The sequence below is a fragment of the Paraburkholderia sp. FW306-02-B genome, from assembly GCF_058782725.1.
Window position 1 is genome coordinate 146561 of the sequence record NZ_JBYSXZ010000004.1, and the last position, 26954, is coordinate 173514.

Sequence of the window (26954 nt, forward strand, 5' to 3'; positions counted from 1 at the left end):
TCCTCCTTAATAGATGAACGTTGGCGGTCCGCTGTCGAGCAGCGGTGTCCCCTTGAGTTTCTCTGTGTCACGAAAAGCTTCAGCTAACGGAACAGGCAGTGCGCTGATGACATCGCCGCTCGAAAGCCGGACCTTGTGCTCAAATAAGCCTCGCTGTACGAAGTGTGGATCGGCCACGGCCTGCTCGAGACTGACCACGCGAACCGTACAAGCGTCCACACCCGCGAAGCGTTCGACCCATACCCTCGCAGGTTGACTTGCAATCACTGCGGCAACCTGCTTCTGAATCTCGGGATTCAGCCCGTCCGAGGCCGCCAGATCCGGCGCGCCAATCACCTGTGTAAAGTTTTGCCAGAACTTCTCTTCGAGCGGCGCGGCCGCAAGATATTGCTCATCGAGAGTCCGGTACACCCGATAGCGCGCTGTGCCGCCAGTCACGAGTTCGCCGCCCGGTACGGGCCAGCCATTGCCGGTCCAGCCATTGCCGAGCGCCCAGTACATGAACGTGAACAGGTTATCGGCCATCGATATGTCCAGATGACAGCCGTGGCCGGTCTGATCGCGCTGCCTGAGCGCCAACAAGATGTTCATGATGGCCGGATAGGTACCGCCCGCTATGTCCGCGATCAAGGCGGGAGGGAGCACGGGCGCACCGTTGCTATCGGCGGACAGCCCCAGCATGCCTGTCTCAGCCAGGTAATTCAGATCGTGGGCCGCTGTACCTGACTTCGGTCCGCTCTGACCATAGCCGGTGATCGAACAGTAAACGAGCCGCGGATTGCGCGCTGAAACCGAGTCGTAGTCCAGACCGAGCCGGCTCATCACACCGGGCCGAAACTGCTCGACCACGATGTCCGCCTCGTCGATGAGCGCAAGCGCGGCCTCCCGATCAGCCGTACGCTTCAAGTCGAGCGCGACCGATTTTTTGCCGCGATTCAAAAGCCCGAAATTCACGCTGTCCGCGCCGGATTTCGGCTCGTAACTGCGCATTTCATCGCCCGCGGGCCGCTCGATCTTGATGATGTCCGCGCCCGCTTCAGCCAGTAGTAGCGTACATAAGGGTCCAGGCAGGAGAGTGCTCAGGTCGACCACTTTTACACCGCGCAGCGGTTGCATTGTTACTCCCCGTCCCGGGCACGGCGATACGCCACCTGCGCGCGGCGAGCCGGCGCATAAGCACTGTCGCCGAGCGCCTCGTAAAGCGACTGCGTGACTTCATAGTGATACTGCAGGCCAGTACGCTCGAGCAATGCAATCGGCCCCTCCGGGTAGCCGAGACCGAGGCGAAGCGTCATATCCATATCGGCAGCGCTCGCCAGCTTTTCGTCGAGGCGGCGCAACGCCGCGTTGTAGTAGGGCCGAACGAGCCGGTCAACGATCCGCCCAGGAAAGTCGCCGCAGACCGCCACTGCAAGACCGGCCGCTTCGAATGTCGCTTTGGCCTGTTCCAGCGCGGCGCTGTCCGCCTGTGCCGGCTTGACCAGTTCGATCAGATTGGTGGGCGCGGCATCACCGAGTTTGAAGCGGGCAAACCCGAAGACATTCGGCGCTGCACCGCCTTCGAGATCGGCTCGCGCCGAATCGTCGGTGTACTCGGCGAGGCATTCCATCCCCAGTTCGATCGCGACGAACGGCACTTCCGCCGCGCGCCAACCGCTCCGCACCTCCTCGGCAAAGGCTGCGCCAGCTTTTTCACCGAGATACACCCGCGCCGATGCTGCGTCACGCGCGGCATCCAGGAAGGCATGACCTTCCTCAAACGAGCGGCTTTCACCCTTCCGAATGATTCGATAAGTCATCGTCATGCTCCGAACATCTTCGTGTTGTCGTAGGTGTGGAAGCCACGGCCGGTTTTCTTGCCCAGCCAGCCAGCAGCGATCATTCTGCGAACCAGCGGCGGACAGGCCGCACGGGGTTCGTGCGTCAGTCCATGCATGGCTTCACACAAGAGGCGCTGCGTGTCCATGCCGACCAGATCGAGCAGTTGCATCGGCCCCATTGGATAGCCCAGTGCCGTTTTGATTGCCTTGTCGATATCCGCCGCCTCGGCCACGCCCTGCTCCACGAGCCGGATCGCGTCGTTGTTGAACGGGATCAGGAAGTAGTTGAGGATGAAACCCGGCGTATCCTGCGTTTTGACAGGACGTTGGCCGAGCGCCTCGGCGAACGCCCACGCGCGCTCGAACGTCTCTTCGCTGGTGTTTAGTCCCGGCGACATTTCGATAAGCTTCATCAATTGCGCGGGCAGGCAGAAATGCATGCCCACGAAACGGTCCGCCCGTCCTGAACCGCCGGCGATTTCAGTAATGGAGATCGTCGAGGTGTTCGACGCAAATAGCGTCTGCGTCGGACAGATTTTGTCCAGTGCGCTGAACAGTTGATGCTTGACTTCGAGATCTTCGAACACCGCTTCGATCACGACATCGCAATCCGCCAGATCATCGAGCTTGGTCGTGCCGTGCCAGCGCGACATGATTTCAGGCACGGCATCGGCGGGAATCTTGCCGCGCTCGGCCGACTTGTTCAGGAAGGCTTCGGTCTGCTTGCGGGCGCGCTCGAGTGCGTCCTGCCGCGTGTCGTACACGCGCGTCACGAAGCCGGCACGCGCGGCGACGATGGCAATGCCGCAACCCATCGTGCCGCTGCCGGCCACGCCGACTGTTCTGATTTGCGTCATATGCGTCTCCTATTTCTGAATGAAGCTTCGTCCGATCAACTGGCGGTGAACCTGATTGGTTCCCTCCCAGATCTGCGTGATCTTCGCGTCACGCATCAGCCGCTCGACACGGTAATCGGCGCAGTAGCCATAGCCGCCGAGCAATTGCACGGCGTCGGTGGTAATGCGCATGGCAGCGTCCGAGGCCCGCATCTTCAGCATCGACGCTTCTATGCCGAAGTCGGTCTCGCCCGCGTCGATCATCGAGGACACGCGCCATAGCCATGACTCGCACAGCGCGAGTTCTGCGGCTAGATCAGCCAGCATGAATTGGATACCCTGAAACTCGATGATCTTGCGACCCGACTGTTTGCGCTCGTTGATATAGTCGGTCGCGTCTTCAAAGGCCGCGCGCGCGATGCCGAGTGCGTGCGCTGCGACGCTCGGCCGCGACCGGTTCAGCGAGCCGAGCAGAATGCGCAAGCCATCGCCCGGCTCGCCCACCAGGTTTGCGCGCGGCACACGGCAGTTGTCAAATGCGAGCGCCGCCGTGCCGGAGGCACGAGTACCCATTTTGTGCTCGGTCCCGAGTACCGTGAGTCCGGGCGTCCCTTTCTCGAGAATCAACACCGAGATCGCGCGCTTCGGATCGTCAATCCCCGCCCACTTGCCGAAAAGCAGGTAAAGGTCGGCGACGTCGCCGTTCGTGATGAACGTCTTCCCCCCGTTGATCACGATGTGGTCGCCTTCTTCGCGGAATGTCGTTTGCATACCGGTGGCATCCGAGCCCGCGCCGGGTTCCGTGATCGCCAACGATGCAAGCGCGCCTCCGGCGACCGCCGGCAGGAACCGCTGTTTGCTGGTCGCGCTGCCGTATTCGATCAGCGGTTTGATCGCGTGAAAATTGGTCGCCCAGATGATGCCGGTCGAGGCGCACGCTTTCGAGATCTCTCGCACACACAGCGCATAGCAGGTAAACGACAACTTCGCGCCGCCATACTCTTCTGGCACAAACATCGCGTTGAGGCCGAGCGAGTTGATCGCGTCGATGTTCGCCTGCGGAAAGGTGCCAGTGCGATCGTATTCCGCCGCACGCGGTCCGATCTGTTCACGCGCGAGTGTTCTCACGCTGTCGACGATCATCTTTTCGTCGTCGCTGAGTTGAATACCCAGGTCGATTCTTTCCAGTACGTTCATTGCATTTCCGGTGTCATTGAGACCTTGCGGCCACAGTCAATACAACCCGCTGCGCTTTTACAACCTCGGGGTGCGGTCACGTTGCGAACGTCAAACGTCCTTGAATTTCGCAGAGCGCTTTTCGACGAAGGCGCGCATTCCCTCCGCCGCATCGGCGGTGCGATAAGCGAGCGTGGAAAGATCCGCCTCGATGCGCAAGCCTTCGCCGAGATCGACGTCCATTGCGCGGCGCACGGCGTCGCGCGCGAGGGCGGACGCGCACAGACTGAAGCCCGTGTACTGCTCGGCGTACTGCGCACCTAGCACCTGGGGATCGCCGCCCTCGACGATCGCGTTGACGAGGCCGATACGCTCCGCCTCTTCAGCGCCGACCGTTCGGCCCGACATGATGATGTCGAGCGCCTTGGCGGGCCCGACCAACCGCGGCAATCGCTGCGTACCGCCATAGCCCGGAATCAGGCCCAGCTTGATCTCCGGCAGCCCGACTTTGGCGCGGGCGGTGGCAATGCGGAACGTGCACGCCATTGCCAATTCGAGGCCGGCCCCGAATGCGTAACCGTGAATCACGGCGATGGACGGAATGTGCAATCGGTCAAGCCTCGCGAACACCGCCTGGCCGAAGAGCGCACCATCGCGCTCGGCAACGAGATCTCGATCCATCAATTCCGTGATGTCGGCGCCGGCACAAAAGGCCTTGTCGCCGCGACCCGTGATAACGAGTGCTCGCGCATCCGACTTCGCGACCTGATCGAATGCGTCGGACAGGTCCTGTAGCAGCGAGAAGCTCAGGGCATTGAGCGCCTCTGGGCGATTCAACGTGACGTAGGCAATCGGTCCGTCGACACTCGTCTGAATTGGCATGTTTTTGTCTCCAGCAGGACTTCTAAACTCGGGAACATTAGTTAAGCAAGGACTGCGCCATTTTTTTGGTTTCCACGGCGACGCGTGATTTGAAGGGTGAGGCCGATCGGGCGAATTCAACGCTGTCTTCGGCGAATACACTTTATGTTGCTGCGAGTGACACGAGCTCATGCCGCCTTCAGCATGTCTTCGATCACCTTCTTCGCATCGCCGAACACCATCATCGTCTTGTCCATGTAGAACAGGTCGTTGTCGAGCCCCGCATAACCCGCCGCCATCGACCGCTTGTTCACGATGACCGTGCGCGCCTTGTACGCCTCGATAATCGGCATGCCCGCGATCGGCGACTTCGGATCGTTCTTCGCCGCCGGGTTCACCACGTCGTTCGCGCCGAGCACCAGCACCACGTCGACCTGACCGAACTCGCCGTTGATGTCGTCCATTTCGAAGACCATGTCGTACGGCACTTCGGCTTCGGCGAGCAGCACGTTCATGTGCCCAGGCATCCGGCCGGCCACCGGGTGAATCGCGTACTTCACCTCGATGCCCTTCTCCACCAGCTTGTCGGTCAGCTCTTTCAGCGCATGCTGGGCACGCGCGACCGCAAGACCGTAACCCGGCACGATCACCACGGTTTCGGCATTGCCGAGCATGAACGATGCATCGTCAGCCGAGCCGGATTTCACCGGACGCTGTTCCGCCGACCCACCCGCCGCAGCCGCGCCCGCCTCGTTGCCGAAGCCACCGAGAATCACGTTGAAGAACGAGCGATTCATCGCGCGGCACATGATGTACGACAGAATCGCACCCGACGAGCCCACCAGCGAGCCCGCAATAATCAGCATCGGATTGTTCAGCGAGAAGCCGATGCCTGCCGCCGCCCAGCCCGAATACGAGTTCAGCATCGACACGACCACCGGCATATCCGCGCCGCCGATCGGGATGATGATCAGCACGCCCAGCACGAACGCGATCAACGTCATGATGATGAACGGCAACCACGATTGCGTGAGGAAGAAGATCACGCCGAAGCCGAGCATCCCGATCGCAAGGAACAGGTTGATCAGGTGCTGCCCTGCGTAGACCACCGGTGCGCCCTGAAACAGCCGGAACTTGTACTTGCCCGACAGCTTGCCGAACGCGATCACCGATCCCGAGAACGTGATTGCGCCGACGAATGTGCCGATAAACAGTTCGATCCGGTTACCGTAAGGCAGGAAACCCGGCAGCGTATTCTCCGGATCGACCAGACCGAAGGCCGCCGGTTCCGACACCACCGCGTAGGCGATACACACGGCCGCCAGACCGATCAGCGAGTGCATCGCCGCGACCAGTTCCGGCATCTTGGTCATTTCGACGCGCGCGGCGACGAACGCGCCGATCGCGCCGCCGATCACCAGCGCAACCAGCAGCAGGCCGAGCCCCAAGCCGAGGTTCGAGCCGAGCGCGTTCGCCTGTTTGACGATCAGCGCGATGGTCGTGAGGATCGCAATCGCCATCCCGACCATGCCGAAGGTATTGCCCGTGCGCGCCGTCTTCGGATTCGACAGCCCCTTGAGCGCCTGAATGAAACAGACCGACGCGATCAGATAAAGCAGCGTGACGACGTTCAGACTCATTACGCGTTCTCCTTGGCGGTCTTATCGGCGATCAGCTTCTTCGGCTCTTTCTTGCGGAACATCTCCAGCATTCGCCTCGTCACGAGAAATCCGCCGAACACGTTCACTGCGGCGAGCGCGACAGCCAGCGTGCCGAAGAACTTGCCGGTGTCGCCCACGGTGAGGCCTGCCGCCAGCATCGCGCCGACGATCACGATCGCCGAGATCGCGTTGGTCACCGCCATCAGCGGCGTGTGCAGCGCGGGCGTGACGTTCCAGACGACGTGGTAGCCGACGTAGATCGCCAGCACGAAGATGATCAGGTTGATGACGGTGTGGTTGATGACTTCCATTGTCTTTTTCCTCATGAGCCTTATGCCGCCATGCGCGTCACGGCGCCATCGCGCGTAAGGAGCGTTGCTGCAACGATGTCGTCCGCGAGATCGATGTTGAGCGTGCCTTCCTTGGTGAAAATCAGTTTTAGAAAATCGAGCATGTTCCGCGCGTAAAGGGAGGAGGCATCGGCCGCAGCCATAGCCGGTAAATTCGTGTGACCGACAATCGTCACACCGTGCTTCACGACGACCTTGTCCGGCTCGGTGAGCGGGCAATTGCCACCGACGTAGCCATCAGACGCTGCACCGCGTCCGGCCGCCAGATCGACGATCACCGAGCCCGGCTTCATTGCCCTGACCGTGTCGGCGGAAATCAACGTCGGCGCAGTGCGGCCGGGAATCAGAGCGGTTGCAATCACGATATCGGCCTGTTTGGCGCGCTCGTGGACCAACGCCGACTGACGCGTAAGCCAGGAAGGCGGCATCGGCCGGGCATAGCCACCGACGCCTTGCGCGGCTTCGCGTTCCTCGTCGGTTTCGTAGGGCACGTCGAGAAACTTGGCGCCGAGCGATTCGATCTGCTCTTTCACGGCGGGACGCACGTCCGACGCTTCGATCACCGCGCCCAGTCGTTTGGCGGTTGCAATGGCCTGCAGACCGGCCACGCCCGCACCGAGAATCAACACTCGAGCTGCTTTCACCGTGCCAGCGGCCGTCATCAGCATCGGCATGAAGCGTTGATAGGAATAGGCGGCCAAGAGAACGGCTTTATAGCCCGCGATATTCGCCTGCGAGGAAAGCACATCGAGACTCTGCGCGCGCGTCGTGCGCGGCGCGGCTTCGAGCGCGAATCCAGTGAGCCCAGCGGCCGCCAGCCGTGCTGCGCCCGTGGCATCGAACGGGTCGAGCATGCCGACGAGTACTGCGCCGCGCTGAAAGGCCGCGAACTCGCCTTCTCTGGGCGCGCGCACTTTCAGAACCATCTCGCAGCCCAGCGCCGTGGATTGATCGGTGATCTCCGCGCCCGCTTCCCGATAAGCGTCGTCGGGAATGTTCGCCGCGATTCCGGCGCCGGACGCCACGCACACGGCGTGGCCCTGGGCCTTCAGTTTTTTTGCCGTTTCCGGGGTCACGGCCACACGAGTTTCGCCGGCCGTGGTTTCGGCGGGCACGCCAATCTTCATGGGCGCTGCTCCTTATGATTTAAAGCTGTGATGGCGGACTGGCGCGGGCACGCTAAATCAACCGTGTGAAAAGCAGGCACGAGCAAACCCGCTCGCTCTCGCGAGAGCCAGTACGCAAAGGTTCAAGGGAGACGGGCCGGGCTCAGCGCACAGGACCGTCGCAGCTACGGGCGCGGATCTGAAATCGCACCTGCTCGAGTTCGGTCAGATTCTTTCGAGCACCAGCGCAATGCCCTGCCCGACGCCTATGCACATCGTGCAAAGCGCGAAGCGGCCACCAGATGCATGCAACTGGTTGACGGCGGTCGTCACGAGCCGGGCACCCGACGCGCCGAGCGGGTGGCCGAGTGCGATCGCGCCGCCATTCGGGTTCACGCGTCGGTCGTTGTCTTCGAGCCCCAACTGGCGCAACACGGCAAGGCCCTGTGCGGCGAATGCTTCGTTGAGTTCGATGACGTCCATTCGATCGAGCGTCATGCCGATCAGCTTCAGCACCCGCCTCGTAGCCGGCGCGGGCCCGATGCCCATCACGCGCGGCGGCACACCGGCCGTCGCCATGCCAACCACTCGCGCGCGCGGCGTTAGCCCGTTTCGTTTTGCACTGCTTTCGTCCGCGAGCAACAGCGCACAGGCGCCGTCATTGACACCGCTGGCATTGCCGGCCGTCACGCTTCCGTCGGGCCTGACTACGCCTTTCAGTTTCGCCAGCGCCTCCAGCGAAGTATCGCGCGGATGTTCGTCGCGACTCACGACGACGGGTTCGCCCTTCTTCTGCGCGATGCTGACCGGAACGATTTCAGCGTCGAAGAACCCGCGCCGTTGTGCCGCGATTGCCTTCTGCTGGGACGCGAGTGCCATGCGGTCCTGCGCCTCACGCTCGATACCGTAATCGACGGCAACGTTCTCGGCCGTCTCCGGCATGGAGTCGACACCATACTGTTCTTTCATGAGCCGGTTCACGAAGCGCCAGCCGATGGTCGTGTCGTGCACCGCCGTGGTCCTGCTGAAGGCCGAGTCGGCTTTCGGCATGACAAATGGTGCGCGACTCATGCTCTCGACACCGCCCGCAATCATCAAACCGGCTTCGCCAGATCGGATTGCGCGTGCGGCCGTCCCGACGGCATCGAGACCCGAGCCGCACAGGCGGTTGACCGTTGCGCCGGGCACGCTGTCCGGCAGGCCGGCGAGCAGCGCCGACATGCGGGCGACATTACGGTTGTCCTCGCCCGCCTGATTCGCACAGCCGTATAGGATGTCAGTGACAGCAGCCCAATCGACATGGGCATTGCGTGCGATCAGAGCGCGCAGGGGAATCGCACCGAGGTCATCGGCCCGAATCGAGGACAGTGCGCCGCCGTAGCGCCCGAAAGGGGTACGCACGGCGTCGCAGATAAAGGCTTCTCGTGTCATGGATAGTCTGCTATTCGATTTCAGGATTCAGGGAACAGGTAGTGGGGCAGCACCAGGTTAGCCTTTGGCGTTGGCCAGAATGACCGTGCAATGAGAAGACAGAATGCCCCCCTCGTTATGCACGAGAGCAACTTCCGCCCCCTCCACCTGACGCGCTCCCAATCCCCCTCTCAGCTGACGAACTGCCTCCACGATGCCGAAGAGACCACCCGCCGCGCCAGCATGCGCATGCGAAAGCATTCCGCCATGCGTATTGACCGGTAGTGCGCCGCCTATTCGCGCGTGACCGCCAGCGAAGAAAGCACCGCCCTCGCCCGGTTCGCAAAAACCGAGTTCTTCCAGTTCGATGATGGGCACGATGGTGAAGCAGTCGTATAGTTCAGCCACGTCGATATCACGCGGCTCCAACCCCGCCATCTGGTATGCAATACGCCCCGACTCCGTTGCACCGAACTCGGTCAGACTCGGTGCGCACATCAGATGCTCATGCGTGTGGTACTCGCCGATTCCTTGCAGGTAGATCGGTTTGCACTTGAGGTCCGCGGCGCGCTCGGCGGAGGTGACGATAAACGCACCACCCGCGTCTGAGATCAGACAGCAGTCGAGCATGCCGAGCGGATCGGCGATCGGCTTCGCCGAGAGCACCTCGTCCATTGTCAAAGGCTTCTTCATGTGAGCATTGGGATGTAGCAGAGCGTGCGAGCGCGTATTGACCGCCACCGATGCCATTTGCTCGCGCGTTGTTCCGTATACGTGCATGTGACGCTGCGCGATCATGGCGTAGAAGCTGGGAATCGACGCCCCGTAGGGCTGCTCGAAGTACGGGTGCCCCACCGCCATCAGCGAGGCAACCGCAGCATCCCGCGTCTGACCCGTCGCGCGATTCTCACCTGCGCAAACCAGTACGGTTTCGCACTGACCGGACGCGATCGCCTCCGCTGCATGCTTGAGCATCACGCCTGGGCTTGCACCGCCCGTGATAAGCGACGCGTTGAATCTCGGCTTGATACCCAGGTATTCGCAGATCACCGAACCCAGCATGAAATAAGGCTCGGTAAACGAATACGCAGTCAGTACACCGTCGATATCCGACACTTGCAGACCCGCGTCGTCGAGTGCGCGTTTCGCTGCCTGTGCGTTCAGGCCGAGTCCGGACATGTGAGGAACGCGCCCGATCTCCGATTCACCCACGCCAACAATGGCGACTTTATTCTTGAGCGATGCCGCTGTTTTCATGGATTTAACCTTCAGCCGGTACGCGATTGAATTGTGGGAGCATCGCGCCGTCGCCACGATCCTCGAACGTCACGCTGACACGGTCCCCAATGCGCACTGACAGCGCGTCCTCGCCAATCACGTTGGCCACCATGCGCGGCCCTTCATCCAGTTCGATCAGTGCGACGACATAGGGCACACGGGCAGCGAAGGCCGCCATCGGTGCCCGGCGAATGATCGAAAAGCTATGTACGCTACCCGTGCCTTTGCTGTCGACCCATTCGAGCCGGTCGGACCAGCAGACCGGACACAGATAGCGCGGCATGAAGTGAAGCGATTCGCATGCAGAGCACTTGCGGATCGTCAGCCTGCCTTCCCGTGCCGCATTCCAATAGGGAAGCGAGTCGGCGTTGGGCAATGGCAAAGGCAGCGGTGCGGTGTCTTCCATCGTGATCTCCGTGACATTCAGCACTCGATACTGCAACTCCTATGCCAACAGAATCGCATTGGGAAGCTGTCAGGTCGCAGGGGGCCGTGAGGGTGGGCAGAGACCGGTTGGCGCGGCGTTACAGGTGGCTTGGGGTGTTGCCGGAGGCGCTGCCGTCGGCGTGCGGAAATGTACGCGGCTGTCGTTTCGCTCGACAGCAGTGTCGCTGTCAAACACAACTTCATCACTCGGGTGCCTAGATCAAGATCCTATGCACATCGAGACGATAGGTGAGGGTTTTTGCGCAAGCAGAAGTGGATAGTTATCTTGTCATCCGAGTGCCGGACAAAGCGGGGAGTCCCATGGCCGCATGTGCATATGAAAATCAGTGACGTCGTTTTCACGAACACCTGTTTTCATCATGGACAGATTGTGTGGCAATAAGGCCTCGCCACGACGCACTCCAGCGGAAGAAAAGTTGGCACGACTGTTGCGAATTAGCGCCCAGGCTTGAGCGTCTGCTCAACTACAACATAAAGATGGAGACATACCTTGGAAAGCGTCATTGCGGCCGGAGTAAACGGCCTGACTCTAGGCACTCAGTATGCCTTAATTAGCATCGGGTTTACGCTCATCTTCAGCATCATGGGCGTAGTCAACTTTGCTCACGGCGGCTTCTATATTCTCGGAGGCTATTTCGCGTTTTCGTTGTCGCATTCGCTCGGACTGCCTTTCGTGGTTGCCGTGCTGCTGGCGACTGCGGCGACCGGCGTAATCGGATACGTCATTCAGGCGCTATTCGTCGAGAAATACGTCACCGACCACCTGGCCACCATGCTGATCACGCTGGGCATTTACCAGATCATGACCACTGGCGTGACGTTCGTCTACGGAGCCGAACCCGTCGATTTCAAATTCCCCATTTCGGGTTCGTTGCGCGGCGCGGGCTTTTATATCCCCTATCCGAACCTGATTGTGATGGCGGTTTGCGCGACGGCGATCGTGGGCGTCTACTACCTCGTTTTCCGAACCCGCTACGGCATTGCGCTGCGTGCGATGGCTGACGATGCGCCGGTCGCGAAGGCACAAGGTATCCGACCCGCGCGGATGTTCCCGATGGCATTCGCCATTGCCACGGCGCTGGCCGGCCTCACCGGCGCGCTCGTCACGCCGATGTTGGCTCTCGAACCCACGGGCGGCGAAGCAGTGCTGGGAAAAGCATTTGTGGTCGTGATTCTGGGAGGACTGGGTAGCGTTACGGGCGCCATGATTGCCGCATTCATCGTCGGACTCGTGGAAGCCTATTCGAGTGTCTATCTCGGCGGCTCCCAAGGAGCGCTCGCCCTCTTTCTGCTGGTCGTGCTGATCCTGCTGGTGCGTCCGCAAGGGCTGCTCGGCACAGTCGCACGCAAGGCCTGATTCGCCATTCCCCTACTTCATGCGACCTCATTCTTATGAAATCAAACCGTCATCGCGACTTTAAGCTGGACATCTGGGGTGTGGCACTGCTCCTTCCGCTTGCCGCCATTCCGCTCCTCACGGCGAATACCTTTCTGAATTCGCTGACATACCAATGCGCGATTGGTGTGAGCGCGGCTCTGGCCGTCTACATCACGCTGCGCATGGGTCTGCTGTCGTTCACCGTGCCTGCGTTCATGGCAATCGGCGGCTATGCGTCGGCCATGCTGGCCAAAAGCGGAACGACGGATCTGCTCCTGCTAATGGGCCTCTCGTTCATCGTGCCGGCGCTTTTTGCGGTTCCACTGGGCGCGCTGGTGTTACGACTCAAAGGCGTCTATTTCATCATTGTCACGTTTCTTTTCAACGAGATCCTCCAACTGGTGATCTTTGAGACGCCGACGCTGACCGGCGGCGCGGATGGCATCGCCGGGGTGCCGCCCGCCACCCTGTTCGGCCGAGACCTTGGCTCACCCACTATGCTGATCGTGGTGACCGTGGCGGTGTGTCTTGTTGCAACGCTCATTACGCTTGCCGTGACCCAACGCTTTCGCGCCGAGTTTACTTCTATCGAGGAAAACGAAACGCTGGCCGAAAGTCTCGGCGTTGCAGTCTGGAAGTATCGAACCATCGGGTTCGTGGCGTCGGCGGGCGTGTCAGGACTCGCCGGCTTCGCACTCGTCAACATGCTTTCAACAGCTCATCCGAGTTCGTTCGCGTCATGGTCAATCAACAATTACATTGCCTACGCCTTCGTCGGCGGGCGCGGTTCGATGCTCGGTATCGTCGTGGGCAGCGCGCTGCTTATCGTGATGACGAATATCTTCAGTGGTTACGCTGATCTCTCCGGAGGCATGTTCGGCTTGCTCCTGCTGGTCGTCATGATGGCGGCGCCCGGCGGTCTCGTCGGCACATTTGTCAAGCTGGCTACGAACCGGAAAACCCGGGGCGCGCCGCAAGTAAAACCGGTTCATTGGAGAAAAGCATGAGTTCGGCTCGCGTGTTGCCTCGCGTTCTTCCATCTGCCACCAACGACAGAGTCGGGACGTGCAGCCTGCGCATCGACGGCGCCTCAAAGCACTTTGGTGGTCTAAAAGTCTTCGAAGGCATCTCGTTCGAAGTACCGCAGGGCGAAGTCGTCGGTGTGATCGGCCCGAACGGCGCCGGCAAGACGACCATGATCAACGTCATATGCGGTATGTTGTCGCCGACGTCGGGGCGGGTCTTTCTCGGTGACCGGGAGATCACGGCCAAGCCGTTCCACACCGTCAGCAAGCTGGGTGTGGCGCGCAGCTTCCAGCAAACCAACACGTTTCGCAGTGTGAGCGTCGAGGAGAATCTGTTTCGTGCCGAGCGCTTCGGCTCGCGCACCGATGGCCCGTCACTCGGCATCGACACGCTGCTCGACGAGTTCGGTCTCGCTCCTCATCTACACGAGGCCAGCGACAAGCTCCCCTATGGCTTGCAGAAAATGCTGGGGCTGATCATGGCACTTGCGGCGCGGCCCCGCTTTCTTCTACTCGACGAACCCGCGGCCGGACTCGAACGCCGCGAACGCACGCAGGTGGACCGCTTTATCGAGCACGCGCAAACGGTACTCGGTTGCGGCGTGCTGATCGTCGAGCACGATATGGATCTGGTCCGCCGTCTGTGTCCTCGCATTCTCGTGCTCGAAGCCGGACGTCTTCTCGCCGAAGGACCGCCCGACGAAGTGCTGTCCCGTCGCGACGTGATCGACGCCTACCTGGGCGTTACTGAGGAATGAACATGCTGACAATCGAAAATCTGGGCGTTCGCTACGGTGGTATCGAGGCATTGAACGATGTGTCGATCGAAGTGAAAGAGGGCGAATCGGTGCTGCTGGTCGGATCGAATGGCGCGGGCAAATCGAGTCTCATCAACTCCGTCGTCGGATTGGTGCCGACCGCAGCCGGGCGAATCGTATTCAATGGGCAGGATCTGGCCGGCGTGTCGTGCCCTGCTCGAGCGCGTCTTGGCATCGGCTATTCGCCCGAAGGCCGGCGCGTTTTCAGTTCGCTGAGTGTGACCGAAAATGTGCTGTCGGGCACAATCGGTATTCCGATTGCGAAGGCGAGGGCTAACCTCGAATGGATTCAGAAGATATTTCCGCTTCTGGTCGAGCGCGCCGATCAACCTGCGAATCAGCTAAGCGGCGGCCAGCAGCAGATCGTGGCCATCGCTCGCGCGGCGAGCACGATGCCGAAGCTGCTTCTGCTCGACGAACCGTTCCTCGGCCTTGCGCCTGTCTGGATCGGTCATATCAGCGATGCTATTCGCGAATTGCAGCGACGCGGCACGACCATCCTGATGACCGAACAAATGGCACGCCCCGCTCTCAAACTGGTGGATCGCGCCTACGTCATCCGCAACGGCGAAGTGCGCCGCAGTGGCACCGTGGACGAGATCCGCGACATTGCGCTCGCAGAGGAGTATCTCTAACTCATGAAGCAAACCAACACCCCACCGAAAATCCACCGCCAGTTGTACGAAGGTCGCGACGAGCCCATTCTGGATCCCGAGATCCCGATTATCGATTCGCATCATCATCTGTTCGACCGGCCGCCGTTACGCTACATGCTCAACGACTACCTCGAAGACGTACGCGCGGGACATCGTGTGGTGGCGTCGGTTTATCTTGAGACGCAAGCGTTTGCTCGTCCGGACGGACCGGAGTTGCTGCGCCCGCTCGGTGAAGTCGAGTTTGCCAATGGCGTGGGCGCAATGTGCGCGAGCGGCGTATATGGGGAATGCCGGGTCGCCGCGGCGATTGTAGGCTATGCCGACCTCCGCTTTGGTGACCCGGTTGCGGAACTGCTCGACCGCGCACTCGAACTCGCACCCGAGCGCTTTCGGGGCGTGCGTCAAGTCACGATCGAAGACCCGACCGAAGCACCTTATCGCTTCATCACTCACCGGCCGCCGAGCGGCATCATGAAGCACCCTGGATTCCGGCCCGGCTTCGCACAACTCGTGAAACGCGGGTTGACGTTCGACGCCGCAATGTTCCATCACCAGTTGCACGATCTCACCGACCTCGCGGATTCATTCCCGCAAGCTACGATTGTCCTGGACCACTGCGGACATGCCATGGCGATGGACAAGAACGACGAAGCCCGCGCGGAAGTATTCCGCCAGTATCGCGATGCGATAGTCGAGGTGGCGCGCAGACCGAATATCTACTGCAAGATAGGTGGCCTGGGCATGCCGTTCTGGGGTTTCCGGTTTGAAGAGCGTGAAGATACGATCGGCTACCGGGAACTCGCTGCGAAGTGGCGCCCGCACGTCGAAACCTGTGTCGAAGCCTTCGGCGCGAACCGTTGCATGATGGAAAGCAACTATCCTCCTGACGGACGATCGGGCGGCTTCGTTCCGATCTGGAATGCCTTGAAACATATCGTGCGAGAAGCTTCACCCAGTGAGAAGGCTGCGCTATTTCACGGCACGGCATCCAAAGTATATCGCATCTCACTGTCCCACTTGCCCTGAACCTCGTTCGCGACGAACACCCGCACGGATCCACCGTTCGGGTCTTCATCGCGCCGGTTCGCCGTCGATTCCGCACGTGATGCTCCGCGTGCCCGAACCGATAAAGAACATCGGTTCGAGCCATCCCCTTCACTCGTACTTTCCGTTTCGCACGCGGCCTGCCCGATCGCGCGAAACCCGGTGTACGTGAGGTCACAAAGTGTTCGCAGGATGCACGCCTGCTGTCGCCAGCGGAGACATAACGGTGCTGATCGTTCGGTCAAACCCAGGTAACAACCCCTGATTTCGTAGAACTTCCATTTATAAATATCCACTTATATTGATTAGGTAATCTTACTTCTGTTCTAGACACAATGAGAATAGCGTCTTTGCCCTCTGCGACGCCTGCTTACCAATGACCATCCTAATGATCAATCCATTTTGACTCTCGTTGGCATGGTCGTTGCGTTTAGTGCCCGTCAAGAAGACTTGACGAGTAGGTAAAAAAGCCATTTCAACGTCGTATAACTAATCAAATCCGTTTGGAGACAACCCGCATGAAATTCAATATGAAACGATCGATTCTCTGTTGCGCCGTGGTGGCACTGCCGGCGACCGCTAGCTACGCACAGAGTCAGGTGACCCTGTATGGAGTGATCGACGAAGGCATCATGTACCAGACAAACACCGGTGGTGCGAGCGGTGGCAAGCGAATCTTCCTCGAGTCGCTGAGCGGTCTCATGGGTAGCCGTTGGGGACTGACGGGTAGCGAAGACCTGGGTGGCGGATTGCGCGCCATCTTCACTCTCGAATCCGGCGTCAATCTGAACAACGGCACGGCCGCGCAGGGAGGCGCCCAGTTCGGCCGCCAGGCATTCGTCGGGCTCAGTAGCGACCGCTTCGGAAACGTGACGTTCGGCCGTCAGTACGACATGATCTTCTATTTCCCAGCCCCACTTACCGGATCGAATCTGCTGGGCGGCGACTATGCCACCCATCCGGGTGACGTCGACAACGCCGGCAACGGGTTGCGGGTTAATAACACGGTTCGCTACATGAGCCAGAGTTATCACGGTTTCACATTCGGCGGTGAATATAGCGCCGGCGGGGTCGCTGGAAACGTGACCGGCAACAGTGGATACTCGTTGGGTACGGCCTATGCGTATGGCCCGTTAAAGCTCGGCGCGGCTTTCGAGTACTTCAAGAATCCAACCTCTACAACTCCCGGCTCCGGCTTCTTCACCGGAAATGCCAATGGCGCCACGGTACTCTCGCAGTCGCTGAACAAGGGATACGCGAGTGCCCAAGCCTATCAGGTGGCAATGGCCGCGGCCAATTACACCATCGGATCCATGACACTGGCCGCATCGTTCTCTAACGTTCAGTACGCTAACCTGGGACCCGCGCTATCAAACGGCATGGCCCGCTTCAACAACTATGACGTGGCGGCTCGATACCAGTTCGGTCCTGCTCTCTTCGTTGGCGTGGCGTACAACTATGCGATCGGCAAGGGAGTCACGACTGCGGAGGGCAAAACGGTCGGCAATCAGCACTATCATCAGGTTTCCTTCCTCGCAGACTACTTCCTGTCCAAGCGGACCGATGCCTATCTGGGCGTGGGTTGGCAGCACGCGTCAGGAACGTCGTCGCTCGGCACACCGGCCGTCGCCGATATCGACTCGTTGGGCGACTCGTCGAACAACCATCAAGTCCTGGTCCGGCTCGCTTTACGCCATAAATTCTAGACCGTAACGCTTTTCACGCGCTAACGACAAGGGTCTGGACACTTGACCTGTCTGGACCCTTGTCGCGACTGTCGCGTAGAGACTGGTGAGAATCGGACCGTCTAATCAGGAGCTTCAGAATGAAACGTTTTGAAAACAAATCCGTCATAGTGACCGGGGCCGGAAGCGGTATCGGCGCAGCCTGCGTCAGGAGATTATTCGACGAAGGCGCATTCATCGTCGCCGCCGATGTACACAAGGAAAACGTCGATAAGGTTGTGGCCGAATTCGAAGGAAGCGACCGGGTGAATGCCGTGAGCGTCGACATTTCAGATCGCGAGCAGACAGGCACGTTGGTGTCTGGCGCGATCGAGCGGTTTGGACCTCTCTGGGGACTCGTCAATTGTGCCGGCATCCGTGGCGTAGGCAGCGTGCTGACCGTCGAACCCGAAGCATGGCGTCATGTGCTATCGGTCAACCTCGACGGAACCTTCAACGTCTGCCAGGCCTTTGCCCGTGCAATGAAGGATGCGCAGGCCCCAGGTTCCATCGTCAATCTGAGTTCCGCGGCCGGGATTCGCGGTGTGCCGAATCGACTCGCCTACTCCGCGTCGAAATATGGAATCGTCGGTATCAGTCAGACCATGGCGCTCGAACTGGGTCCCATCGGGATCCGTGTCAATGCAATCGCACCCGGCATGATCCGTACGCCAATGACAGAAGTCATGTTCGAAGATCCAGAAAATGCCGGTCGTATTCGTGCGGCTCACCCAATCGGTCGTGAAGGTCAACCGGAAGAGGTCGCAGCGGCGGTCGCGTTTTTGCTGTCCGAAGACGCCAGTTTCATTACAGGCATTGTTCTCGCGGTTGATGGTGGTAAGACGGCGGGCATTCCTTCGCATTGAACCGTTCGTCCTCTGATCGGCCTGCCAGGTGGCCGGTTCTGCTAGAGACCGTGTTTTCAGATCAAGCTGGACAATCACGCCGCCAAACATTTGCCGGCGTGCTCCACCTGCTGGAGTGAGCTTCAGCGGGCTAGATCGTCTCCTTCAGCGCATTCACCATTTCGGGTACCGCCGCAAACAGATCGTCAACCAGTCCATAGTCGGCGACGCTAAAAATGGGTGCTTCCGGATCTTTATTCACGGCTACGACTACCTTAGAGTCTTTCATTCCGGCGAGATGCTGGATAGCGCCCGAAATACCGACCGCCACGTAAAGCTGCGGCGCGACGATTTTGCCGGTTTGGCCAACCTGATAGTCGTTCGGGACATAGCCCGCATCGACTGCGGCGCGCGAGGCGCCCAATGCTGCGCCGAGTTGGTCGGCCAGTGGGTCGAGTAGCGCCGTGTAATTCTCCGCGCTGCCCAGGCCGCGGCCGCCCGACACTACAATTTCCGCTGCCGTGAGTTCCGGACGATTCAACGTCGCGATCTCACGGCTGACGAACGCCGACAACTGCGCGTCCACCGCCTCAATCCGCTCCAATGTGGCATCGCCGCCCTCGGCCGCCGCTGCTTCGAACGCCGTGGCCCGCACCGTGAGCACCTTTACCGCATCGACCGACTGAACGGTGGCGATGACGTTACCCGCGTAGATCGGTCTCTCGAAAGTATCCGCGCTCAGCACGGCGGTAACGTCGCTGATCTGCGCGACATCGAGCTTTGCCGCAATGCGTGGCGCGAGATTCTTTCCGTACGCCGTCGCTGGAAGGAGAATGTGCGAGTACTCATGCGCGACCTTCATTATCGTAGCTTCGATATTTTCGGCGAGACCTGTCTCGAGTTGCGCGGCATCGGCAAGCAACACTCTGGACACGCCCGCAATCTTCGTCGCGGCCTCGGCCGCACCTTGTGCCCGGTGTCCGGCAATCAGGATGTGGATGTCGTTCTCAGCGAAACGGGCGACAACTGCTGCGGCCGTCATCGTATTGAATGTTCCGCTCTTGAGCGAAGCATTGTCGTGTTCTGCAATCACGAGGATCGTCATGTCTTTTCTCTTCAGATTACTTTTGCTTCGTTTCGGAGCTTTTCGACGAGCGCCTTGACGTCCGGCACGATGACACCCGGGGAACGCTTCGCCGGCTCGCTCACCTTTAGCGTCTTCAGTCGCGGGCTGATGTCGACGCCAAGTTCTTCGGGCTTCATGGTCACGACCGGCTTTTTCTTGGCCTTCATGATGCTCGGCAGCGTCACGTAACGCGGCTCGTTCAGACGGAGGTCGGCGGTAATTACCGCTGGCAACTTCAATTCGAGAGTTTCCGAGCCGCCATCTATTTCACGAGCGACGACGGTCATGCTATCCGCAACCGTCACTTTCGATGCAAACGTTGCCTGCGGCAGACCCGCCAGCGCCGCGAGCATCTGGCCTGTCTGATTCGAGTCGTCGTCGATGGCCTGCTTGCCGAGAATCACCAGTTGCGGCTGCTCCCTGTCGAACAACGATTTCAGTAACTTTGCAACCGCAAGCGGTTGTAGCTCTTCATTCGACTCGACAAGAATGGCGCGGTCCGCGCCGATGGCAAGCGCGGTTCGCAAAGTCTCCTGACACTGGGCAACCCCACACGAGACTGCGACGACCTCCGTCGCCACACCCGCCTCCTTCAGACGCACAGCTTCTTCCACTGCAATTTCGTCGAACGGATTCATCGACATCTTGACGTTTGCAATATCGACGCCGGTACCGTCCGATCTCACTTTTACCTTGATATTCGCATCAACCACTCTTTTGACTGCAACAAGAATTTTCATTGCCTTTCCTAGTGATACCGCCAACACGCCCGGGAGGCGCGCACACGTGCTGCTTCGCGCCGCCGCGCGTATGTAGCAGGTGATTACACACCCGGTTAATGCGACGTTCGAGTAGCGCGGCTTCCTGATCACGCACCGGCGAATTGAATATCCGACATTGACTCGTAGAATCGCGACATCTCGTCGATGTTCCCGGTTTTGCCGAGGATATGGGCGCCCGCCTCGTACAAGTTGCATACCGTCCGTGCAACAAGCATTGGAGCGCCGCATTGAATCGCCATGACACCGGCGAGTTTCAGGTCCTTCACCATCAATCCGAGCTGAAAGCCAGCAGTTGCCGTCCCCTCCGATAGGGATGGCAGGATTCGCTCCGAAGCGGCGCTCCACCCCGTACTTTTATTGATGACGGTCGACACGTCCGCAAGCTTGAGGCCGTACTTGACTGCAAGCGAGGCCGCTTCGTAGGTGAGAAGGCAATTGCACGTCGCGACCGCGTTGTTGACAAGCTTGGCGATATGTCCGTTACCCAGTGCCCCGCAATAAATGACATTTGGACTGATCGATTCGAAAAGAGGCCATACGGTCGCGATAGCATCGGGTACGCCGCCCGCCATGATGGCGATCGTCCCCGCCGCGGCGCCGCGCGCGCCGCCTGCAACCGGCGCGTCGACCAGCTCTACACCGAGTTTCTGCAAATCGGCACCAATCCCGATCGTTACATTCGGATCTCCCGTAGTCTGGTCGACGACGATCTTTCCCGGTGAAAGTCCCGCAGCCAGACCGCCCTCCCCGAAAATCACCTCCCGCACAATCGCAGATGTCGGCACGCAGATAAATATGACGTCGCACTCATGTGCAAGCGAGGGCAAATCTTTAGCGGCAGCGGCGCCTTCTTTTTCGAAAGTGTGTACCGTATCCGCGCTGGCATCGAACACGCGCATGGTACGCGAGAGCATTAGGCGCCGCACGAGTGCGCCGCCCATCGTACCGAGTCCAACATACCCCACTCGCAATTCCCGCCTGCCGGCATCTCTCTGCGGTGCACCGGGTTCAGGCAGTGCCGTATCCGCTGCATCCTTGATCTGCGTTCCAGCCATGTTCTCGATGAGATCGATCACCCTCTCCAACTGCGCGGTCTCGCCCATCATGTTGACACCCGTCTGCAGAATCCCGCGGACAATATTCGTGAGCGTGGTGGGTGCGCCGCAGTCCATGCCGAGTCGAATCACCTGGTTCATGTCCTTCAACATCAGCGCCATCGCGAAATGACTCGAAACCGATCGACCCTCGCTGAGTTCCTGCAAGGTCACTTTGGTGGTGCGGTTCCGGCCCGAGCCCTTATTGATCATTTCGGTCATCGTCGCGAGAGACAGGCCCATCTTTCTGCCCATCGCCACGATCTCGAATGTCGCGACCCGGCAGCCCGCGCTCAGCAAGTTGTTGCAGAGCTTCATGGCCTGACCGTCGCCGACGCGGTCGCCACAATGAAACACGTTCGGGCTGATATCGCGAAGCACCGGCAATGCTCTGTCGCAGTCGTCTGCGGCACCGGAAAACATGATCGATATCGTACCCGCCCTGGCACCCATGACGCCGCCGGAGACGGGCGCGTCGATCATGGCGACACCTTGCGTGGCGAGCCGTGCGGCAATTTCGCGGGTCTGATCTGGCACGCCGCTGGTCTGGTCGATAACCAGTTTTCCGCTGGCCAGACCTTCGGCGAGACCATTCTGGCCGAAGATCAACGCGTGGACGTCCGACGTGCGCGGCAAGCATAGCAAGATGACGTCGCACTGTCGTGCCAGTTCGGCGGCGGAAGGCGCCACGGTTGCGCCGAGCTTTTCAAAAGCCGCCGTGGCCGCGCTATTGATATCCCACACGATGATGTCATGCGCGGCCACGAGACGGCGTGCAAGCGCGGAACCCATCGAACCCAAGCCGATATATCCGATTTTCATGGCGATGTCTCGCCTATTTTTTTTCTGCGGATTCGAACAACTCGAGTGCCGCCTTCCCGGCGCATAATCCGGCCGGCCAGCCCGCATAGAACGTGACCTGCACGATGAGGCCGCGCAACTCGTCGAGCGTGATGCCCGCCTCGACGCCGCGCGCCATCCATGTTTTCATTTCCTCGAGTTTGCCGCCAGCCGCGAGCACGCCGAGCGTCACGAGGATCCGGTCGCGGAATGCCATTTCGGGCTGCTTCCAGACATCGCCTAAGAGCACGTCGGTGCGAATACGTGCGAGTTGCGGAACATGCTTGTAGATGCCGACGGAATCGCCGGTTGCGGTAAATGCCATGGTTCGCTCCTGAACAGAATAGGATGAGGAAAAGTCGTCGAACCCGTGCCCGCAATGCAGGCGGGCAGCCGGGATTGCTTTCGTGATAGAAGACTACTTGGCGGATTCAGTGGGAATGTCGATTTTCTGCTGGGACGTCCGCTTGCCGTCCACGATGAAGTTCATCGCGACCGGGAATGACAGTTCCTGATTGATGCCGTACTGCTTCATTCCTCGCCAACCCGCTTTGCCTACGTAGCGCGACTCAGGCGCCATGTTTCGCAGCGCGGCGGCGATCTTTTCGCCGTCCTGGTCGGTGCCGGCCAGCGAGACTGCCTTGAGCAACATCTCAGCCGCGATCTGTTCGTTGTACCAGAGCGCCATCTCGGGAATCGGGCGTTTCATCAAACGCTGATAGTCGCCATTCAATTTCTTGATGCCGGGATCTTCAGTGGGAACATGGTCGAACCAGTAGAACGCTTTCTGCTGCTGTTCGCCTCCGGAATTGCCGATGACGACATCGCCGCCCGCGCCCAGTCGCCCAAAAGCACCCGCGAAGCCAGCTTCCCGCATCTGCTTGACAAGGATGCTGGCCTCTCCGGGCGGCATTCCGCCCAATTCCACGGCATCGACGTTCATGCCCATCAGGCGGACAACAATCGGCGAGAAGTTCGCCGTACCTCGCTGGTACCACTCGGTGGTGGTCTTGATACCCGTGTCGTTATAGACCTTGGCAAGCGCTTTACCCGGGTCGGTTCCCCCCTGATCGTTCGGACCGACGACGACCGCGGTTTTCAGCTTGAAGCGATCCCTGGCTGCCTTGACTGCGGCCGGCGCCCAGACCGGCGGCGACTGTACTTCGTGAAACGTTCCGGGATACTCCGGGCTTATCACATCCGCCGCGAACGACGGCGTGAAGTTCACCAGGCCATTGCGTTTGGCAACGGGCTTGAAGCCCGTGATTTCCGGTGAGATGACAGGACCGACGACCGCATGGACCCCTTGGCTCGCGAGGTAATTTGCTGCCGCCGCGCCGCCGGCAGCAGTGGACTGCGAGTCGACGCTAATCAGGGAGACTTTGCATTTACGGTTGCCCATCTGCAAGCCGCCGTTTGCGTTCGTCCAGGCAACCTCGAACTCGGCGGCAGCCTTCTCGGACAGCCCCCAACTCGCGCCGCCGCCCGTCATCGGGCCGGTCACTCCGATCTTGACTTCACAGTCCTCGGCGCTAGCCTGAAGACTTACGAGGCATGATGCGGCCACGAGGGTCGATAGAGCAGCCGTTTTTTTTCCGCTCAAACGCGTAAATATCCACTTCAATTTAATGTCTCCAGATGTTATTAGTGAACCGCCAATTGAATCCCGTCTGCGCGCGATTTTTCTGTCTCACCGATTCGCACACATAGTTTCCTTAACGATAAGCATTGTGCGAAGGCGATTTTGACTTCTGCCGATATACCGGGCGCCCAATCTTTCGGATGGCCGGCCCTAGTTTCAACTCCCGTTTACTCAGTCAGCCGCGTCTACAGTCGCATATAAACCGACTTGGTTTGCGTGTAGGCATCGATAGACTCCAATCCCAGTTCACGGCCAAACCCGGATTGCTTGTAGCCTCCAATCGACATCACGGGGTCGCCTTCCGCATAGGTATTGATCCAGACTCGTCCCGCCTTCAGCGAACGGGCGACTCGATGCGCACGAGCGATATCGCTCGTCCAGACTGCGGAAGCGAGACCGTATTCCGTATCGTTGCTCTTGAAGACCGCATCGTCCTCGTCCTTGAACGGGATAATCGACAGCACCGGTCCGAAGATTTCTTCCCTTGCGATCTTCATGTCGTTCGAAACTGAACTGAAGACGGTCGGCTCCACGAAATAGCCCTTGCTGCCAACCCGGTCGCCACCCAGACTCAATCGCGCACCGCCGGTCTTACCCGCGTCCACGTAAGACAACACCCGTTCCATCTGCCGCGACGAAATCAGCGGCCCGAGCTTGGTATCCGCATCGAAAGGCGACCCGACCTTGTACGTGGCGGCGATCTGCGCAATGCGCTCTGTCGCCTCATCGTGCAGGCTCTCCTGGATGAACAGCCGCGTGCCGGCCGAGCAGATCTGGCCGGAGTTGCCGCAGAATGTCGCCACCGCTGTGGCCAGCGCCGTGTCCAGATCCGCGTCGGGGAAAATGATGTTCGGCGACTTGCCGCCGAGTTCGAGCGTCACCTTCTTCATGTTGCTCGCCGACGACTGCATGATCTGTTTACCGATGGCCGTCGATCCCGTGAAAGCGACCTTGTCGACCCCGGGATGAGCCACCAGTGCGCCGCCCGCAGTCGCGCCGAAACCGGGAATGATGTTCAGGACGCCCGGCGGCAAGCCCACTTCGTCGATCAATTCAGCAAGCCGCAGGGTAGACAGCGGCGTCTGTTCCGCAGGCTTTAGCACCGCCGTATTGCCGCACGCGAGGGCCGGCGCGATTTTCATGGCCGCCATGACCAGCGGCACATTCCACGCGTTAATCAGGCCGCAGACACCGATCGGTTCTCGCAACATGTAGATGAAGCGGTGGCTGTCTGTCGGATTGGTCGTACCGTAAATCTTGGTCGGCCAGCCAGCGTAGTAGCGGAATAGCTCCGCGACCTGAAAGACCCGCGCGGAACTGGCGGCAAGCGGCATACCGTTGTCGAGCGTTTCGAGTACCGCCAGTTCGTCTGCATGGCTCTCGACCGCATCGGCAATTTTCAGCAGATAGCGTGTCCGCGCGTGTGGCGAAATGCCCGCCCAAGAAGGCGATTCGAATGCAAGTCGGGCCGCGGCTACTGCTGCGTCGACATCTGCACTATCGGCCTCCGCTACGTAAGCAAGACGCTCTTCGGTAGCGGGATTGATCGTCTCGAATGTTTTGCCGGAGACGGCCTCAACCCATTTACCCCCAATCAACATCCGCTTCGGAGCGGACGACTCCAGCCACTCCAGCACTTTACGATGACCCGCGCTGATCTCGGAGGCGGGGGCGGAAGCGGGCGAAGCATTGCTCATAAATCATTCTCCATTGGGTTGCAGATTCGCGCCCGGCACCGTCCCAAGCTGCGACACGCGCATCATTAGGCAAGTTCGGTGCCAGTCGACGGGGCGATGCAAAGTACCCTACTGAGGAGGCCGAGACGCTGGATGCTTGCCCGTGATACGCGGGAAGTGCGTCGCTATGACGGACATGTGTCGTCGGCGGAGACAGGCGTGTGCAACGGCTGCCTGCAGTCATTGCGGTGGTCCATGGCGAGCGCCCGCGTGCCGGGCATGCTCATCTGCCGGACCGGCACAGCACTGAGGCCTAGTTCGTTTTCGGACGATAACGGAGCGAGTCGATCACCACGGCCATCGCTCGGGAAGACTCGGAACGGCTCGCGTAGTAGGCATGCAAACCCGGAAACGTCGGACACCAGTCGTCGAGCACGCGAACGAGACGGCCTGCGGCGACGTGAGGTTGCACCAGATCGGATGGCAGGTAGGCAAGGCCGTAACCCGCCAGCGCGGCGTCGAGCATGTGATAGCTACCGTTGAATGAGAGCTGGCCTTCTACGCGGACCTGGACCTCACGGCTGCCCTTCTTCAGTTCCCACGCGTAAAAGCCGCCGAGAGTCGGCAAACGTAGATTGATGCAATTGTGTTCAACCAGATCATGAGGCGTCTTCGGTTGCGGCTTGTTGTCCAGATAGGCCGGTGAGCCGACAATCGACATCTTCATGTCGGCGGCAATGCGAACTGCAATCATGTCTTTCGCCACCTGGTCGCCGTGACGAATGCCTATGTCGTAGCGGTCCGCCACGATATCCGAGAGACCGTAATCCGTAATGATCTCGACCTTGATCTCCGGATATTTGCGCAGGACCTTCGACAACTTCGGCCAGAGAATCGTGTTGGTAGTGTGATCGGTTGCCGTGATGCGGATTGTGCCCGCCGGTTTGTCGCGCAACTCGGTCACCGCAGCCAGTTCGGCCTCGATTTCCTCGAAGCGTGGCGCCACGGTCTGCAAGATGCGCTCGCCCGCTTCCGTGGGGGATACGCTGCGGGTAGTTCGCGTCAGCAACCGCAAGCCGAGTCTTGCCTCGAGGCTGCGGATGGTATGGCTCAACGCCGACTGGGAGACACCGAGTTGTGCGGCCGCACGAGTGAAACTGCGCTCGCGAGCAACGGCGACGAAAGCGAGCAGGTCGTTAAAATTTTCGCGTGGCATCGATGAACTGGACTCATAGGCGTGTGCGGAACCTGACCACTAGTCACCCAAGGGCGCTTTGGTTAAATTGTAAGCCCGATATTAGCGTCTATTCAACAGTCAGTCGCGGCGCTGCTTGAGGCCCCCCCTCGTGCACATAACCG

General features: G+C 60.0%; 25 protein-coding genes. 7 read left to right on the top strand and 18 right to left on the bottom strand.

Features of this window, described 5'->3' with window-relative positions; genetic code table 11:
• Positions 1-6: 6 nt before the first annotated feature.
• From AC3WOG_RS37465 to AC3WOG_RS37515, 11 genes are all read right to left on the bottom strand, one after another.
• Positions 7-1116, bottom strand: coding sequence for a CaiB/BaiF CoA transferase family protein (locus AC3WOG_RS37465; RefSeq protein ID WP_492582869.1), 1110 nt, complete (start codon positions 1114-1116; stop codon positions 7-9).
• A 2-nt stretch (positions 1117-1118) separates the two neighbouring features.
• On the bottom strand, positions 1119-1799 hold the full coding sequence (locus AC3WOG_RS37470) for a 3-hydroxyacyl-CoA dehydrogenase family protein (RefSeq protein WP_492582870.1): 681 nt from the start codon (positions 1797-1799) through the stop codon (positions 1119-1121).
• A 2-nt stretch (positions 1800-1801) separates the two neighbouring features.
• Entirely contained in the window at positions 1802-2677 is an 876-nt protein-coding gene (locus AC3WOG_RS37475) for a 3-hydroxyacyl-CoA dehydrogenase family protein (RefSeq protein WP_492582871.1), read from the bottom strand.
• Between the two features lie 9 nt (positions 2678-2686).
• Positions 2687-3853 (bottom strand): acyl-CoA dehydrogenase family protein, encoded by a 1167-nt coding sequence (locus tag AC3WOG_RS37480; RefSeq protein WP_492582872.1) that lies wholly within the window; start codon positions 3851-3853, stop codon positions 2687-2689.
• 90 nt (positions 3854-3943) lie between these two features.
• Positions 3944-4714 carry an enoyl-CoA hydratase/isomerase family protein gene (locus AC3WOG_RS37485; protein ID WP_492582873.1) on the bottom strand — a complete coding sequence of 257 codons (771 nt, stop codon included), beginning with the start codon at positions 4712-4714 and terminating at the stop codon, positions 3944-3946.
• 167 nt (positions 4715-4881) lie between these two features.
• Positions 4882-6333 (bottom strand): NAD(P)(+) transhydrogenase (Re/Si-specific) subunit beta, encoded by a 1452-nt coding sequence (locus AC3WOG_RS37490; RefSeq protein WP_492582874.1) that lies wholly within the window; start codon positions 6331-6333, stop codon positions 4882-4884.
• Complete coding sequence (locus AC3WOG_RS37495; RefSeq protein ID WP_028198874.1) at positions 6333-6665, bottom strand: NAD(P) transhydrogenase subunit alpha part 2; 333 nt, start codon at positions 6663-6665, stop codon at positions 6333-6335. Before AC3WOG_RS37495 ends, AC3WOG_RS37490 begins: the two co-directional genes overlap by 1 nt.
• Positions 6666-6685: 20 nt before the next feature.
• Positions 6686-7831 (bottom strand): Re/Si-specific NAD(P)(+) transhydrogenase subunit alpha, encoded by a 1146-nt coding sequence (locus tag AC3WOG_RS37500; RefSeq protein ID WP_492582875.1) that lies wholly within the window; start codon positions 7829-7831, stop codon positions 6686-6688.
• A 204-nt stretch (positions 7832-8035) separates the two neighbouring features.
• Positions 8036-9241, bottom strand: coding sequence for a 3-oxoadipyl-CoA thiolase (pcaF, locus tag AC3WOG_RS37505; protein WP_492582876.1), 1206 nt, complete (start codon positions 9239-9241; stop codon positions 8036-8038).
• Between the two features lie 57 nt (positions 9242-9298).
• A complete protein-coding gene (locus AC3WOG_RS37510; RefSeq protein WP_492582877.1) occupies positions 9299-10477 on the bottom strand; it encodes a thiolase C-terminal domain-containing protein in 1179 nt (392 codons plus the stop codon).
• Positions 10478-10481: 4 nt separating this feature from the next.
• Positions 10482-10904, bottom strand: coding sequence for a Zn-ribbon domain-containing OB-fold protein (locus tag AC3WOG_RS37515; RefSeq protein ID WP_492582878.1), 423 nt, complete (start codon positions 10902-10904; stop codon positions 10482-10484).
• A 531-nt stretch (positions 10905-11435) separates the two neighbouring features.
• Here AC3WOG_RS37515 and AC3WOG_RS37520 point away from each other — a divergent pair.
• The 7 genes from AC3WOG_RS37520 (at position 11436) to AC3WOG_RS37550 (ending at position 18456) form a co-directional block, all read left to right on the top strand.
• Positions 11436-12302: a branched-chain amino acid ABC transporter permease gene (locus AC3WOG_RS37520; protein ID WP_492582879.1), complete on the top strand. Its 867-nt coding sequence runs from the start codon at positions 11436-11438 to the stop codon at positions 12300-12302.
• A 35-nt stretch (positions 12303-12337) separates the two neighbouring features.
• Positions 12338-13330, top strand: coding sequence for a branched-chain amino acid ABC transporter permease (locus AC3WOG_RS37525; protein WP_492582880.1), 993 nt, complete (start codon positions 12338-12340; stop codon positions 13328-13330).
• Positions 13327-14106 (top strand): ABC transporter ATP-binding protein, encoded by a 780-nt coding sequence (locus tag AC3WOG_RS37530; RefSeq protein WP_492582881.1) that lies wholly within the window; start codon positions 13327-13329, stop codon positions 14104-14106. Before AC3WOG_RS37525 ends, AC3WOG_RS37530 begins: the two co-directional genes overlap by 4 nt.
• Before the next feature lie 2 nt (positions 14107-14108).
• Complete coding sequence (locus AC3WOG_RS37535; RefSeq protein ID WP_492582882.1) at positions 14109-14801, top strand: ABC transporter ATP-binding protein; 693 nt, start codon at positions 14109-14111, stop codon at positions 14799-14801.
• Between the two features lie 3 nt (positions 14802-14804).
• Positions 14805-15848: an amidohydrolase family protein gene (locus tag AC3WOG_RS37540; protein WP_492582883.1), complete on the top strand. Its 1044-nt coding sequence runs from the start codon at positions 14805-14807 to the stop codon at positions 15846-15848.
• A 548-nt stretch (positions 15849-16396) separates the two neighbouring features.
• Complete coding sequence (locus tag AC3WOG_RS37545; protein ID WP_492582904.1) at positions 16397-17572, top strand: porin; 1176 nt, start codon at positions 16397-16399, stop codon at positions 17570-17572.
• A gap of 119 nt (positions 17573-17691) precedes the next feature.
• A complete protein-coding gene (locus AC3WOG_RS37550) occupies positions 17692-18456 on the top strand; it encodes an SDR family NAD(P)-dependent oxidoreductase (protein WP_492582884.1) in 765 nt (254 codons plus the stop codon).
• A 130-nt stretch (positions 18457-18586) separates the two neighbouring features.
• Here AC3WOG_RS37550 and AC3WOG_RS37555 read toward each other — a convergent pair whose 3' ends face one another.
• From AC3WOG_RS37555 to AC3WOG_RS37585, 7 genes are all read right to left on the bottom strand, one after another.
• A complete protein-coding gene (locus AC3WOG_RS37555; protein ID WP_492582885.1) occupies positions 18587-19540 on the bottom strand; it encodes an electron transfer flavoprotein subunit alpha/FixB family protein in 954 nt (317 codons plus the stop codon).
• Between the two features lie 11 nt (positions 19541-19551).
• Positions 19552-20301, bottom strand: coding sequence for an electron transfer flavoprotein subunit beta/FixA family protein (locus AC3WOG_RS37560; RefSeq protein ID WP_492582905.1), 750 nt, complete (start codon positions 20299-20301; stop codon positions 19552-19554).
• 128 nt (positions 20302-20429) lie between these two features.
• A complete protein-coding gene (locus AC3WOG_RS37565; protein ID WP_492582886.1) occupies positions 20430-22259 on the bottom strand; it encodes an NAD(P)-dependent oxidoreductase in 1830 nt (609 codons plus the stop codon).
• A 13-nt stretch (positions 22260-22272) separates the two neighbouring features.
• Positions 22273-22602: a carboxymuconolactone decarboxylase family protein gene (locus AC3WOG_RS37570; RefSeq protein WP_492582887.1), complete on the bottom strand. Its 330-nt coding sequence runs from the start codon at positions 22600-22602 to the stop codon at positions 22273-22275.
• Between the two features lie 93 nt (positions 22603-22695).
• A complete protein-coding gene (locus AC3WOG_RS37575) occupies positions 22696-23844 on the bottom strand; it encodes an ABC transporter substrate-binding protein (RefSeq protein ID WP_492582906.1) in 1149 nt (382 codons plus the stop codon).
• A gap of 260 nt (positions 23845-24104) precedes the next feature.
• Entirely contained in the window at positions 24105-25616 is a 1512-nt protein-coding gene (locus AC3WOG_RS37580) for an aldehyde dehydrogenase family protein (RefSeq protein ID WP_492582888.1), read from the bottom strand.
• Between the two features lie 292 nt (positions 25617-25908).
• Entirely contained in the window at positions 25909-26811 is a 903-nt protein-coding gene (locus AC3WOG_RS37585; RefSeq protein ID WP_492582889.1) for a LysR family transcriptional regulator, read from the bottom strand.
• Positions 26812-26954: the final 143 nt, after the last annotated feature.

Bases quoted from the DNA above. Each gene is read 5' to 3' on its own strand.
- AC3WOG_RS37510 (WP_492582877.1), bottom strand. From the start codon at position 10,477: ATGAAAACAGCGGCATCGCTCAAGAATAAAGTCGCCATTGTTGGCGTG.
- AC3WOG_RS37500 (WP_492582875.1), bottom strand. From the start codon at position 7,831: ATGAAGATTGGCGTGCCCGCCGAAACCACGGCCGGCGAAACTCGTGTG.
- AC3WOG_RS37485 (WP_492582873.1), bottom strand. From the start codon at position 4,714: ATGCCAATTCAGACGAGTGTCGACGGACCGATTGCCTACGTCACGTTG.
- AC3WOG_RS37570 (WP_492582887.1), bottom strand. From the start codon at position 22,602: ATGGCATTTACCGCAACCGGCGATTCCGTCGGCATCTACAAGCATGTT.
- AC3WOG_RS37495 (WP_028198874.1), bottom strand. From the start codon at position 6,665: ATGGAAGTCATCAACCACACCGTCATCAACCTGATCATCTTCGTGCTG.
- AC3WOG_RS37535 (WP_492582882.1), top strand. From the start codon at position 14,109: ATGCTGACAATCGAAAATCTGGGCGTTCGCTACGGTGGTATCGAGGCA.
- AC3WOG_RS37555 (WP_492582885.1), bottom strand. From the start codon at position 19,540: ATGACGATCCTCGTGATTGCAGAACACGACAATGCTTCGCTCAAGAGC.
- AC3WOG_RS37580 (WP_492582888.1), bottom strand. From the start codon at position 25,616: ATGAGCAATGCTTCGCCCGCTTCCGCCCCCGCCTCCGAGATCAGCGCG.
- AC3WOG_RS37530 (WP_492582881.1), top strand. From the start codon at position 13,327: ATGAGTTCGGCTCGCGTGTTGCCTCGCGTTCTTCCATCTGCCACCAAC.
- AC3WOG_RS37560 (WP_492582905.1), bottom strand. From the start codon at position 20,301: ATGAAAATTCTTGTTGCAGTCAAAAGAGTGGTTGATGCGAATATCAAG.
- AC3WOG_RS37565 (WP_492582886.1), bottom strand. From the start codon at position 22,259: ATGAAAATCGGATATATCGGCTTGGGTTCGATGGGTTCCGCGCTTGCA.
- AC3WOG_RS37480 (WP_492582872.1), bottom strand. From the start codon at position 3,853: ATGAACGTACTGGAAAGAATCGACCTGGGTATTCAACTCAGCGACGAC.
- AC3WOG_RS37490 (WP_492582874.1), bottom strand. From the start codon at position 6,333: ATGAGTCTGAACGTCGTCACGCTGCTTTATCTGATCGCGTCGGTCTGT.
- AC3WOG_RS37465 (WP_492582869.1), bottom strand. From the start codon at position 1,116: ATGCAACCGCTGCGCGGTGTAAAAGTGGTCGACCTGAGCACTCTCCTG.
- AC3WOG_RS37475 (WP_492582871.1), bottom strand. From the start codon at position 2,677: ATGACGCAAATCAGAACAGTCGGCGTGGCCGGCAGCGGCACGATGGGT.
- pcaF (WP_492582876.1), bottom strand. From the start codon at position 9,241: ATGACACGAGAAGCCTTTATCTGCGACGCCGTGCGTACCCCTTTCGGG.
- AC3WOG_RS37540 (WP_492582883.1), top strand. From the start codon at position 14,805: ATGAAGCAAACCAACACCCCACCGAAAATCCACCGCCAGTTGTACGAA.
- AC3WOG_RS37515 (WP_492582878.1), bottom strand. From the start codon at position 10,904: ATGGAAGACACCGCACCGCTGCCTTTGCCATTGCCCAACGCCGACTCG.
- AC3WOG_RS37585 (WP_492582889.1), bottom strand. From the start codon at position 26,811: ATGCCACGCGAAAATTTTAACGACCTGCTCGCTTTCGTCGCCGTTGCT.
- AC3WOG_RS37525 (WP_492582880.1), top strand. From the start codon at position 12,338: ATGAAATCAAACCGTCATCGCGACTTTAAGCTGGACATCTGGGGTGTG.
- AC3WOG_RS37550 (WP_492582884.1), top strand. From the start codon at position 17,692: ATGAAACGTTTTGAAAACAAATCCGTCATAGTGACCGGGGCCGGAAGC.
- AC3WOG_RS37545 (WP_492582904.1), top strand. From the start codon at position 16,397: ATGAAACGATCGATTCTCTGTTGCGCCGTGGTGGCACTGCCGGCGACC.
- AC3WOG_RS37470 (WP_492582870.1), bottom strand. From the start codon at position 1,799: ATGACTTATCGAATCATTCGGAAGGGTGAAAGCCGCTCGTTTGAGGAA.